The organism is Paenibacillus sp. J31P13, from assembly GCF_056269295.1.
The window spans coordinates 259685-272475 of the sequence record NZ_JBWDNR010000003.1 but is presented as its reverse complement, the minus strand read 5'-3'; the positions used below and the strand labels follow the sequence as shown (position 1 = coordinate 272475).

Sequence of the window (12791 nt, the reverse complement as noted above, 5' to 3'; positions counted from 1 at the left end):
ATGATATTAGCGGGAATCGGATGGCGGACTTCCTGTGCTCCTTTTAAAAATGCGATAAAAGTAAGAAACATCGTTATAGCCTAGATAATCTGCAATTTCACTAATGGTCAGCTGAGACTCCGTCAACATATAAAGGGCTGTTTTCATTCGCAGGTTATGGACGTATTCGCTGATCGTCTGACTGGTGACTGCCTTAAATAAGGTAGCTGCATAATTAGGCGTCGTCTTGATGACATCGCCAAGTTCCTCCTTTGTCACTCTTCCGCGATAATGGGTTCCTATATACTGCTTCATGCTCTCTACCCTGCGATGCTTCTCAGAAGGAATGGCGCCGCGATCAAGCTCCTGATTCAAATAAATCAATGCCTCTGTCAGCAGCGCCTCTGCCATCATTTCAAAATAGCTGGGGCGATCCTTGTGTTGATTCCATATCGCTCTGCATCTTTCCTGAATCATTTCATAACAGCCCAGTTTCTGATGAAGCGGCTCTTGAAGCCGCAGAATCGGAAGGCTGCTTTCCTCGGTATATTTGCGAAAATTGATAACATACTTGGTATGCAATACAGTTGGAATACTCTTTCCATAATACGGAATATGGCCCGGAATAAGCAGTAGATCGCCTTTTTCCAAAATAACTTTCTCCTGATTGAGCCAATACACACATTTGCCATACGTCACCAGCACAAGGTGAAAACTCAGCTTATTGCCTAGCCCTTCCTCGTACCAATCCGCGCTGTTATCCTGATGAATATCCGAAATGGTTAGCAGAATATCGGCCCCTTCCTGCAGTACTATAATTCACCTATTGTACTATAGTTCTTAGTCTCTTTCGACCATACACGCTACAATGGAAAAAAAGAGGAGGCCTATCACATGTTGAAAACGAAAATCATTTGTACAATGGGACCCGCTTGTGAGTCTGTGGAAACAATCAAAGAAATGATTCAAGCAGGTATGACTGTTGGCAGACTGAATATGGCTCACGGCGAATTAGAAGATCATGTCATGAGAATGACTAATATACGGCAAGCAGCGCGAGAGCTGAATACTTTCGTGCCTATTTTGATGGATATTAAAGGACCTGAGGTTCGTATCGGTAAATTAAAGGAAGCTTCCTGCGAGCTAGTAATCGGTGAGGAGCTGATCCTGACAACGGATGATGTGCTTGGAGATGCAAAACGTCTTCCAGTTAATTATGCTGAGCTTCCATCCGTCATCAAGCCAAATGATCGCATCCTAATCGATGATGGTCTCGTAGATCTAACGGTACTTTCAGTAGAAGGCAATGACATTCGTTGCAAGATCATTAGCGGTGGAATATTGAAGCCAAGAAAAGGCGTTAATCTACCGGGTATCAAAACGACCCTCCCGGGCGTTACAGAACGTGATGTTCTGCACATTGCTTTCGGACTTAAGCATGGCGTTGAGATTATCGCAGCCTCATTCGTACGTAAAGCAGAAGACATTTTGGAAATCCGCAACATCTTGGAGGAATCTAATGCCTCCCATGTTCAAATCATTTCTAAAATTGAAAACGAAGAGGGCATGAGCAATCTTGATGCCATTATCGAAGCTTCTGACGGCATTATGGTTGCCCGTGGTGACCTTGGTGTTGAGGTGCCAATTGAGGACGTTCCAATGATGCAGCGCGAGATGATCAACAAATGTAACTTGGTCGGCAAGCCCGTTATTGTCGCTACTCATATGCTGGAATCCATGCAGGTCAATCCTCGCCCGACAAGAGCTGAGGTAAGCGATGTAGCGAATGCTGTTATTCAAGGCGCAGACGTTATTATGCTCTCTGGTGAAACAGCTGCCGGAAAATATCCGATCCAATCGGTGCAAACGATGGCTGCCATTGCCAACAAAGCAGAGGCTATGATCGATTACAGAGAACAGTTCGACAAAAAAAGAACGCTTCATAGCACAAATATTACTGAGGTTATTAGCCAAGGCGTCGTTAGCTCCTCCCTTGAGCTAAAAGCAAAAGCAATCATCACCTCTACAGAAAGTGGATTTACCGCTCGTATGGTGTCCAAATATCGCCCAGAGGCTCCGATTATTGCAGTAACACAGCATGATCATGTTTTGCCGAAAATCTGTTTGCTCTCCGGTGTATTCCCCGTTAAAGGCGACGCCGTAACGACGACAGATGAAATGTTCCAATCCGCTACTCGCAATGCTAAGCGTACTGGACTAATTGTGGAAGGCGACACAATCGTTCTCTCCGCTGGCGTACCAATTGGACAGGCTGGAGCAACGAACTTGATCAAGGTTACACAGGTTTAATCGACCAAAAAGTGAAAAGGAGCTTGTCGATCCCTTATGGGATGGATAAACTCCTTTTTTGTATATGGCAATATGTTGAACAAAGGTTCACAATTTATTTGCTTCTGCAAGGATTGAAAAACATAGTATAATAATGAAAATATGACTTCTGTCTCAGCTAGGAGGAACAGGAATGGCAAAAGAACATACCGTCTATTTCAAGGTTATTCGCGGCAAGGAAACAAAACTGCTAACTGGACTTATCTTTTTGGAAGAAAACACCGAGCCTACGCTGCAGGACTTTGAGGAATGCTTGAAGCAATGCGGGCATGATATGCACGTCATAGACAAAGAAAATTTTATTTTCCAATCCAATAATCCAAATGAAAACTACACCATAGATGTGTTAGAGCATTATAAACCAAATAATAAGGATTATATGGCCGATAATTTAGCTCAAAGCTTTATGAAAAAAAATCCGATCCTATAGACCTATTTATTCCCTTCGCATCCATCCGATCATACCGTATTTCCTTCGTTCGTAGCAGTCGGTTGGCTCGTTAGACTCAACCGACTCCGTTAGATCAGCAATGTCCTACTTAACAATAAGTCTTTGGAAATATTTTCAAATGAAGCGCGATATGTTAGGCTCTTCTTATGGATAAAAAGACACTAACAACTCAGCTAGGTGTCTTCCGAAGAAAGTTGGTGACTTATGCAATCTAACGATCTCATCCTCATCGCTGTCGTCATTCTAATTGCTTTGCCGCTCTGCCTTATTGGCTTCTTCGTCATCAGGCAATCTTTCCAACCTAACCGTGAAATCAAATATATTTTGAAAAATGGCGTTCCAGCCGAAGCTATCGTAAGCTCTATTAGACAAACGAATATGGAAGTTAACGGGCATCCCGAAGTTTTCATCGGCTTAACCATCCCAAGGGAACATGCCGAGCCTTATCGGACCATTATCAAAGCGGTTATCTACATGGTGAATATTCATCAATATCAGCCAGGACGCAGAGTAAATGTAAAAGTTCTCAATACGAATGGCCGTATCAAAGTAGCCATTGAAGGTATGCAAGTATTTTAATATTCAAAAAAAGAGCGCCGCGATGGGCGCTCTTTCTTATGCTGTAAGTGCTGCCTTCCGCTTCCTAAGCAATAGGGTAAGCGGTAAAGATACGATAATAATAGCTGTTCCCAGCATGAAAATATCTTGTATGCTTAGGGATAGCGCAACGGTTTCCGTTACATCCCCTTCTCCTAAATGAGCAATCGTCTGCGAGGACAATAGGGAACTGAACAAGCTTACGGATAAAGCCGCAGAGCCTTGTCTGATCCAGTTCATCACAGCTGATGCATGACCTGAGTTTTCGCTAGGAATAGCAGACATTGCAGCATTGGTGACGGGCATGTTGCAGAAGCCTATTCCAATGTAACGGATAGCAAGCCATACGGTTACGAAAGCAACGGTAGTCGTTAAATGGGCTTGGCTAAGCTCCCAGCTTGCGATCCCCATAATAAGAAGTCCTACAAAAATTAACCGTGAAGGACCAACCCTGCTATAGATCCTTCCGACAAGAAGGGCTATAAGCACCATTGCAAGCGTTCCGGGAAGCATGACCATGCCGGTCGTAAAGCTGGATACGCCTTTCACATCCTGCATATAGATCGGCACCAAAAGTGTACCTGCATACATGGAAATCGTAACGGCACAGTTTAAAATAAGCCCATACGTAAATCGAGGAACTTTCAGAACGCGCAAATTCAATAATGGATTACTGACTCGCAGTGTACGGATAACGAAAAATGCAAGTACAAGCAAGCCAAACGCTATAAGGCCAAGTGTCTTCCAGCCTCCCCAGCCCCAGCTATGCGCCTCACTAAAGGCAAGCAGCAGAGAACTCGTTCCGACAAGAACCGCTCCAAAGCCGATCCAGTCCAGTGTTATGCCGCGGCTTAGACGATAGTTCGGAATAAAGCGAGCAGCTGCGATGACTGCGATAATTCCAATCGGAATATTCATAAGAAACAGAGACTTCCAACCATACAGATCAGTCAGCCAGCCCCCAACTGTAGGACCAAGAGCTGGTGCCAGCATGGCAGAAACGCTCCAAAGACTGACTGCCACTGCCTGCTTTTCCTTGGCAATCGTTTGATAGATAATGGTCATCGTAGTGGGCATAATAATACCGCTGAATAAGCCCTGTAAAATACGGAAAGCGATCAGCGATTCAATGCTCCATGCAAATGTACATAATAGCGATGCAACTGTAAAACCTGCCAAAGCTATGACGTACAACCGTTTATTACTCCACTTATCACCCAAAAACCCAATAATAGGCGCAATCACACCGGTAGCCATCATAAAGCCGGATAACATCCATTGGACTGTACTTAGCTTTGCGTCAAAATCGTCCATAAATACAGGAAGAGCTACATTAATCGTTGTTGTACTGAGGGAAGCCATGAAATTACCAAAAAAAATGGCAATCATAATGGTCACAAATGATGTCGAAACTTTCTTAGAGGTATCCATTACGACGCTCCTATTCTTCTAATTGCTCTAGAGCGTTCAACACACGCTTCTCCAAAGCATTTAATTCTTCTCTAAACTGGTTCATTCGCTCGATTTTTGTATCAAGCAACAGTTGTTCTTTTTGTACGCCTTCTTTCATAAAAATAAGCTTCTCTCTTCGAGCTTCACGATCCTCTGAGGTCTTACCTTTGCTTCGCTGCTGCTCCAAAAAATCATGAAAGGCGATATGCTGCTGAAGCTCGGCTAGAGAGAATCCAAGCACTTCCTTCGCGAGCAGAATCTTATTTATCTTCTCTATATCTGCCTCCGAATATAACCGAATGCCGCCCTGCGTTCTTTCCGGCGGCGTTATTAGACCAAAATCCTCATAATAGCGAATGGCCCGCTTTGTTAGTCCCGTTCTTTTTGCGACTTCTTCGATTTTAATCCCATCCATTTTAATCCCCTCCATATGATTCCCGCACCTCCATAAGCTATGTAAGTAGCTTACACCTTTGTTGCAGTTAACGTCAACGTTAACTTTTGCAGAAAGTAAATGCATGGGAAAAGCAACTTGGCAATCATTGATAAAATGAATGATGCCGAAGTTGCTTATGGGATTTGGGATTTGGGATTGAATCTGTGGAATTGGATTGGGTTTTGATTGGGTTTTGAAGCATTGAATTGTTTGTGCACTAAAATGCATTCAAATTTGAAGTGCACTCGAATATGAAGTGCATTCAATAATGATTACTTAACGATTTCAAAAGAAGTTTTCAAAAATCCAAAGAAGAATTCAATAAAGACTTAAATAAAAACTCAATAAAGAATTTTATAAAGAATAAAGAATTTAATTAAGAATTTAATAAAAGGTTTTTAAAGATTTAAAAAAGCATCCAAAAAAAATTAAAATACGGATTCTAATATGATGTTGTCTTTTGAAGCTGAAAAAGCTTACGAAATTTAATATAGGATACAATTCGCCATGGCAGGATGTACGAAAACGCCACCAGCATAAATAGAGCCGCAAGCGTTTGAGGTTCAATGATGTTTAAATAATTTCGCAGCACAAATCGGATAGCGACCACAGCCAAAAATGCAGCAATAAAGCCTAAATTTTTCTTAGCATAGATCTGATTATCCTCACGAATTTCATAGCTTGTTGTCCAGATTAATGGAATGGATAGTACGAGTCCCAAACAAGCAGCCACAACCCATTCATATCCTGGAGCATGCACTTCAGGGTTCAGTATCAAAAACAAACCCGGCAGCATAAATAACATGGGCATTAATAATCTTCTGCCATCTCCACGGATCGGCTTATAAAAGCTTCTTGTACGCCGCCATAGCACTAGAGCCGCAACCAAAAGAATAATGGTGTAATACGAACCGTTCATTTCCGCACCGCTTTCTGTCTGAAATCATTCAAACTCAATAAATTTAATTCCCTTTTTTTAGTATACAATGAAGTTTATCCCTCGTGAATACTTATAATTGTGAATATTCCGCTGGCTTACCGTTTAACGGACCTTGCTTCCGCTATTCTCTTTAAAACATACTAATTTCGATATTTACGGACCTCAGTTCCGTTATTGGTGGGAAAAACGCTTAATTAGATCACTAAATGACAAATAGCGGAATGTATGTCCGTTTGGTGGATGAAATGCCTCCTACCATCAAAATAACGGAACCATTGTCCGCAAGAGTATGACCAGTCCTCATTCTAACTGAACAATCAACTGAACGATCAATTGATCAACAATTGAAATAACAATTAAGCTTACATTTGAAAAAAAACTGAACAATCAACTGATCAAACCTGAGTAATCTCAAATTCATAGTAATCTCAATTTCATAGTACTCTCAAATTCACACTCATTACAGCTGGGGTAACGTTTAACGGACACTGGTTCCGCTATTCTCTTTAAAACATACTAATTTCGATATTTACGGACATCAGTTCCGCTATTGGTGGGAAAAACGCTTAATTGGGGTCATTAGAAGCCAAATAGCGGAATGTATGTCCGTTTGGTGGATGAAATGCCTCCTGCCATCAAAATAACGGAACTATTGTCCGCAAGAGTATGACCAGTCCTCCTTCTAACTGAACAATCAACTGTACAATCAACTGATCAACTATTGAAATAACAATTAAGCTTACATTTGAAAAAAACTGAACAATCAACTGATCAAACCTGAGTAATCTCAATTTCATAGTACTCTCAAATTCACACTCATTACGGCTGGGGTAACGTTTAACGGACACTGGTTCCGCTATTCTCTTTAAAACATACTAATTTCGATATTTACGGACCTCAGTTCCGTTATTGGTGGGAAAAACGCTTAATTAGATCACTAAATGACAAATAGCGGAATGTATGTCCGTTTGGTGGATGAAATGCCTCCTACCATCAAAATAACGGAACCATTGTCCGCAAGAGTATGACCAGTCCTCATTCTAACTGAACAATCAACTGAACGATCAATTGATCAACAATTGAAATAACAATTAAGCTTACATTTAAAAAAAAACTGAACAATCAACTGATCAAACCTGAGTAATCTCAAATTCATAGTAATCTCAATTTCATAGTACTCTCAAATTCACACTCATTACGGCTGGGGTAACGTTTAACGGACATTGGTTCCGCTATTCTCTTTAAAACATACTAATTTCGATATTTACGGACCTCAGTTCCCCTATTGGTGGGAAAAACGCTTAATTAGATCACTAAATGACAAATAGCGGAATGTATGTCCGTTTGGTGGATGAAAAGCCTCCTATCATTAAAATAACGTAACCAATGTCCGTTAGATGGGGATATTCTAAGCCGCTGAACTTTAGAATAGCGAATCTAGGGCCCATTAGAAGATTCATTCATTCTTTAATCCAACTAAGCAGCACGCATTGGATCAGTAAGCGAGCGAATATGATTTGTATCCGTATTCGTATTCTTTTTTGTTGGTATTGAAACTAAAAAAAAAGAGCGCCGAATCTGCTCGGCGCTCTTATTGGGTAGAACGTTAACCAGCACTAGCATCCTGTGCTTCGGTTACTTTGTAGGTTATTCCATTTACCTCGATGATGCTGTTAATCGGTATGTTGACCTGCTTGCCTAGTTGAATAACAACTTGATTCACATAGAGCTCAGCCTCAGTTGGAGGCGAACTAGTGAGCTCCGAGTTTGGTGTACCGGTTGCTGTTGCTGACGCTGATGGGCTATCCGAATTAGTTGGTGTAGGGGTTGGAGTAATCACTTCTTTGTTAGCCGTCTCGTTCCCCGAACCTAAGCCTGATCCTGATCCTGATTCCGACCCCGTGTTGGGATCAGATGTAGTCACAGGCGGCGTACTGGACGCCTCCCCTTTATTGGCAGCATTATCGGTAGGAGTAGTCTGCACATTGTCAGTTGCTGCTCCCCCTGGACTCTCAGTAGAAGCCTTCTGACAATCGGATTCATAGCTCATTTCTGAATATTCTGTTGATACCTTATCCGGCGTCAAAATAGTCATGCTCCCCGGTATGAAAGCTCTGCAAGCGGCTGCGTCACGAAACAAAAAGACCAGTGAAGTCGTTGCTTTCTTGCCATCGGCAGCCGCCGTTTGCACGACATGAACCAGAGTTTCAGGATTTTGCGTGATGGCGTTGTTCGTAGGAGTCACTTCCGGCAATTCAGCTCCCGCCTTCGGCTCCTCTTTCGTTAATGTCAATATTAGTCCAACGCCCACGAGAATAACGCCCAGCGTTGTAATCGTAGTCAATAAGGTCGCTTTCCGATTCCGGCGAAAAAATTTAGCCATGGGCGATGACAGCTCCAGCTGAGCCGCCTTGTATACGGCCTGCAGATTGCTGCCTGCTCCATCGAAATACGTCTTCCAAGTTGCTCGTTTCTTAAAGGCATCTCGATCATACTTCTTGAAATAAGCTAAAATGGCAGCAGTATACGCAGGTACGAAGCCTCTCGACTTCATGAACTCCGGATGCGTCTCTGTCCATTGGAAAAACCGATATACGGTCTCTTTGTTCCCCACATTTTTGGACAAGAATTCGAGCAGCCCTGCATAGTCAATAATGGTTACATCCGAGCTATGCCGGAATGCCTGTACAAGACGCTCAAATTGAACCGGCTCCAATTGTGCTGCTAGCAGCCTTCTACCTGCTCCCTGCACGCGATCAATTTCTGCTGGAGATAGCTTTTCAAATACCGTCTCATTTGGCTTAGGCAGCGCAAACCAATCATAAAGCGAGCTAAGGACGAGCGCAGATGAACGCTGTCTTGGATCATGTAGCTCGTTATTCCAGCGTTTTAGCTGATCCTTCGCGCTCAGAAAAATAGCCCCCGCAAGCTGGTCTTTCGTCAACCCATCCACATCAAGCTCTGTGAGCAGTGAACGATAGACCGTAAGCGATAGCTCTTCATAAAAGTTGGCTGCTCCATAAGAAGCCCCTTTACTCAGATTCAGACCCGCTTCGCCTTCCAGCTTGCTTAGTCCTTCCAAAGCTTTGCTGACAGCAGACATTGAGCGATGCTCACGTTCTAGCTTGTCCTTTAACTGCTGGCTTGCCAGCTCTTGAAACTGCCGATTAGCAAATAAGGCAGGGTGATCATTGCACCATTTCTCGATTAATTGAAGGAAACTTTTTACGCCCGCCGCTTTCCCTAGCTTCTCCTGCATATAAGGCATAAATAAACGCTCTGCCCTCTTCGTATCCGTTAGCAGCAGTGCAAAAAAAGCAAAGCTTAAAGCCGGGTTGCTCTCAACCGTCGCATAGAAGGAATCCGCAGCATCTCCCTTGTTTTGAGATATTGCGTTATTAATCGCCAAGATAAAGAAATTAAGAATTTTACGTTCATTATGTTTGCCGTCGATACGATAATAATCTTTGAAGCAATCTGCTATATAAGCCTCCGGCACATTGCCTTGCAGCACATGGTCAAATTCTCGGTCAAACCGCGACAAGAACAAATCATTCAGACGAATCTTGGAATCCAAAGAGCCTGCCGGTCCCAGATAATCGAGCAAGCCTCGCAATACAGCACTTTTATGCGTATCATACAGCTCTTCATTATGATCCTCGATTTGAAACATGAAGCACAGCTCATGGTAGCTTGATGCCGCCATTTGACGTTCTGGCTCCATACCAGCCAGCATCTGTTCAGCAAATTGATAAAAACGCTCAATCTGATCCGTATTTTCCAAATGGGTCCAAGCAAAATCCAAATACGGATGCTCAGAGCCCTCTAGATCGACATTGGTTACCCGATTATTAGCAAAATCAAACGTAAAATCCTTCTCTATGTTTCGGTCACCGACGCGAAGGCTTCCTTTCTCTACAAAGGTAAGATGAACCGATTTTCGGCTTTGCGGCTCTTTTGCATAAGTAATAAAGCCAAGTGCTTTACGGAAAGCATAGGGCAGGCTGCCATAAAGCACCGACAATAGCTGCTTCGCTTTAATTGGCATCTCCGCAATCGGCACATTGAGCGCAACATATATTTTCTTTTTGCCGCCGCCAACTGCCGTCATTACCGCATATAAGAGCTGCTTAAATCGTTTTTCATCGATTTGAAGCTCAGCCAAAATGGAGTGAGGACCGCCATTGGAAGGAACAATAGCTGGAACAGGCAAAGTGGTCAGCTCCGGAAGCTCCATACCCTCTTCAATATTGTAGCTCTCTGCGAATGACGTTCGCAGCCATGCCTTATAATCATTTTCCGATTGATGAGGATCATCGCCTGGAATAATATAGTTATGTGTGAAAAACGCACTGCGAAGCCCAGTGAAATCTGCTCCTTGGTACACGCTGCGTCCTAGCAGCATATCACCATTTTCAAGACGGAGAAGGTGCATGGCCTCAGGATAGGCGTTATCATCCTTCACGCTGCGGGCTGCCAGCTCAGCTGGCGAATCATAAACACAAAACGGGTGAAGCTGTTTTTTGATAAAATTCGGGTCCAGCCCGTTCGATTTGGCAATCGTGTCATAGCCTTCCGTGGAGCGGAAAATACCGCGTCTCTCCCGTGCGTACATCTGCTGCTGAATCAATCTGCCCGGTTTAGAATCACGCACTATTCTCTTCTCCCCTCAATATACTTCAGCTTGTAAAGCAGCCATATAAAGGGTTCATCTACCCTGATCGGACTAACAACAGTCTGCAGCTTCTGATCGATCGGGTTGCTTCCAAGTGCCGATACCGCATAATAAGCCGTATCTTTAAAATAAACATCCATCGTCCCTTTGAACGGCCGATCGACCTTCTCGATGAAGCGTCTGACTTCACCGTCGATATTTTCAAACTCAGTCAGGTTAAAGAAATCACGATGCACCATATTATTAAATATATTGCTATTGGATTTAATGTACTCTCCGTCCTCATCCTTAAGAGAATGGAGCATGTCACTTTTGGTCAGCACGACAGCGGTCGGTATATCCGTTTTGCTATTGTCCTGATAAGCGATAAAGTCGCCGAACATCGTCAATACCACATCACGCGGCTCGTCATACTGGGATACCCACTCACCAGGCTTGTCCCCTAGCTGAATCCGTATTTTCTCGCGAATAGAGCGAATTTGCAGCGGATCAACCATCAGCAGAATGCCGGCTGAATTTTTAATATGCTGACCGTGCAAGCCAAGATAATCCTGCTCCACCATTCCTTCGCCCGCAACATCGAAGAAAACGAGCGTAAGCGGCGGCTTCGATTCATCTTTAAATACGAATTGGAAAATAAACGGCTCCTGCATTTTCTCCTTCTGAGTAGAAGCAAGCAGATCGCCTCGTTCAAATAAAGGCTCCTCGTAATAGGTGCGGAATTTGCGGCTGATCTCCGCGTTGAGCGGCATGCAAGCCGCGTTGAAATGATCAGCAGTCGTGTTCTGCAAAGTATGGATAAGCGCAGTCATATAAACGGATTTCCCGACCTGCGATGCACCGATAATAGAAATAATATTGCTTGGCACCTTGCCTGCTGTTACCGGAAGCTCATTATGGCATTTTGGACAAAGCCGTCTGCGCGTTAATTCACCGTAACGGTCATTCAAGCCGATCAATACATGATCGGAGTAAACACGGTGCTCTTCCGGCACATCATGCGGACGAAGCACAGCTTCCATATCATGTACGGAATCAAGGCCAAAGCGCTCACGATATTTGTTAAGCTCCTCGTCTTCTCCCAGCGCATAGTCCTCATCATCCTCGCGTGAATGCGTTACGCGAAACACAACTTCTTCCGGAGAAAACTTGCTGAAGCAGTAGGGACAAACGATATCGTAGAACAACGGCCTCGGCTCTGCCTCAGGCTTTTTTTTGAAAATATCGAAAATGCCCATGCGATCTTCCTCCTTTATACTGATATTAATTCGTACATTTGCCCGTGTAAGCGACCATCGGTAAAAAATATTCGAATGTAATCCTGCTTTCCAACTTCAATAGCAGGCAACGTATTTTTTCCTGAACTGAAGGGGGAGACAAACGGATATAACGTACCATCCTCTTTGTTGGCAGGATAGCCGCCTTGCTTCTTAACGTAGCAAAGCACGTCTTTCCCAATAGGGACCTCCGTTGTCACTGTAATTTGAATCGTTTTGTACTTTTGAAAGAGCCCCGTTTTGTATTTTATCGAACAATGAATTTTGGCTTTGCCGGCGCTAATCTCAATCGTATTGCCTCCGTTTGGCTGCAAGATGAGCTCAGGACCGCCTTCACCCTCCTGACAGGCGTATACAGTGAAAATATACCGTCCGATTCCGTCCATTCGGGTATGATAGCCGTTATTCGATTTATACTCTGCTTTTGTATAGAGCTTCAGGCCTTCATGATTAGGGACAACGGTATCGGATCCTTCAATCTGCTCCTGATCTGCTGCCGTCTTTCTAATATAGACCGCCTGCACGCTTGCCGGCCAGTGCCAGCGCAGCGTGCAAAGGTCCCCTTCCATTGTGCGGGTTAATTCGCTAATAAGCGGCGAATCTTGATCCGCATGAATAAATCGCATCTATATACG

Annotated in this window: 10 protein-coding genes; 3 read left to right on the top strand and 7 right to left on the bottom strand. The window is 43.6% G+C overall.

The genetic code is table 11. The features are described 5' to 3' along the window. Nucleotides 1–6: 6 nt before the first annotated feature. Complete coding sequence (locus tag AC0YOD_RS12110; protein ID WP_475799978.1) at nt 7–768, bottom strand: helix-turn-helix domain-containing protein; 762 nt, start codon at nt 766–768, stop codon at nt 7–9. Between the two features lie 105 nt (nt 769–873). On the opposite strand from AC0YOD_RS12110, the gene pyk reads away from it, so the two are divergent. From pyk to AC0YOD_RS12095, 3 genes are all read left to right on the top strand, one after another. Further along, nucleotides 874–2289, top strand: a complete 1416-nt coding sequence (pyk, locus tag AC0YOD_RS12105) for a pyruvate kinase (protein WP_475799555.1) — start codon at nt 874–876, stop codon at nt 2287–2289. Nucleotides 2290–2461: 172 nt separating this feature from the next. Next, nucleotides 2462–2758, top strand: coding sequence for a hypothetical protein (locus tag AC0YOD_RS12100; protein WP_475799554.1), 297 nt, complete (start codon nt 2462–2464; stop codon nt 2756–2758). A gap of 225 nt (nt 2759–2983) precedes the next feature. After that, nucleotides 2984–3358, top strand: coding sequence for a hypothetical protein (locus AC0YOD_RS12095; protein ID WP_475799553.1), 375 nt, complete (start codon nt 2984–2986; stop codon nt 3356–3358). Nucleotides 3359–3394: 36 nt separating this feature from the next. Here AC0YOD_RS12095 and AC0YOD_RS12090 read toward each other — a convergent pair whose 3' ends face one another. The 6 genes from AC0YOD_RS12090 to AC0YOD_RS12065 all read right to left on the bottom strand — a co-directional run bounded on the left by AC0YOD_RS12090 (nt 3395) and on the right by AC0YOD_RS12065 (nt 12782). Further along, on the bottom strand, nt 3395–4807 hold the full coding sequence (locus tag AC0YOD_RS12090; RefSeq protein ID WP_475799552.1) for an MDR family MFS transporter: 1413 nt from the start codon (nt 4805–4807) through the stop codon (nt 3395–3397). Between the two features lie 10 nt (nt 4808–4817). After that, complete coding sequence (locus AC0YOD_RS12085) at nt 4818–5243, bottom strand: MerR family transcriptional regulator (protein ID WP_475799551.1); 426 nt, start codon at nt 5241–5243, stop codon at nt 4818–4820. Between the two features lie 463 nt (nt 5244–5706). Further along, complete coding sequence (locus AC0YOD_RS12080; protein ID WP_475799550.1) at nt 5707–6183, bottom strand: CcdC family protein; 477 nt, start codon at nt 6181–6183, stop codon at nt 5707–5709. 1627 nt (nt 6184–7810) lie between these two features. Further along, nucleotides 7811–10858, bottom strand: coding sequence for a GAP1-N2 domain-containing protein (locus AC0YOD_RS12075; RefSeq protein ID WP_475799549.1), 3048 nt, complete (start codon nt 10856–10858; stop codon nt 7811–7813). Next, complete coding sequence (locus AC0YOD_RS12070; protein ID WP_475799548.1) at nt 10858–12117, bottom strand: TRAFAC clade GTPase domain-containing protein; 1260 nt, start codon at nt 12115–12117, stop codon at nt 10858–10860. The genes AC0YOD_RS12075 and AC0YOD_RS12070 overlap by 1 nt, the downstream gene beginning before the upstream one ends. Before the next feature lie 14 nt (nt 12118–12131). After that, on the bottom strand, nt 12132–12782 hold the full coding sequence (locus tag AC0YOD_RS12065; protein WP_475799547.1) for a beta-mannanase: 651 nt from the start codon (nt 12780–12782) through the stop codon (nt 12132–12134). Between the last annotated feature and the right edge of the window lie 9 nt (nt 12783–12791).

Bases quoted from the DNA above. Each gene is read 5' to 3' on its own strand.
- pyk (WP_475799555.1), top strand. From the start codon at position 874: ATGTTGAAAACGAAAATCATTTGTACAATGGGACCCGCTTGTGAGTCT.
- AC0YOD_RS12065 (WP_475799547.1), bottom strand. From the start codon at position 12,782: ATGCGATTTATTCATGCGGATCAAGATTCGCCGCTTATTAGCGAATTA.
- AC0YOD_RS12085 (WP_475799551.1), bottom strand. From the start codon at position 5,243: ATGGATGGGATTAAAATCGAAGAAGTCGCAAAAAGAACGGGACTAACA.
- AC0YOD_RS12090 (WP_475799552.1), bottom strand. From the start codon at position 4,807: ATGGATACCTCTAAGAAAGTTTCGACATCATTTGTGACCATTATGATT.
- AC0YOD_RS12100 (WP_475799554.1), top strand. From the start codon at position 2,462: ATGGCAAAAGAACATACCGTCTATTTCAAGGTTATTCGCGGCAAGGAA.
- AC0YOD_RS12080 (WP_475799550.1), bottom strand. From the start codon at position 6,183: ATGAACGGTTCGTATTACACCATTATTCTTTTGGTTGCGGCTCTAGTG.
- AC0YOD_RS12095 (WP_475799553.1), top strand. From the start codon at position 2,984: ATGCAATCTAACGATCTCATCCTCATCGCTGTCGTCATTCTAATTGCT.
- AC0YOD_RS12070 (WP_475799548.1), bottom strand. From the start codon at position 12,117: ATGGGCATTTTCGATATTTTCAAAAAAAAGCCTGAGGCAGAGCCGAGG.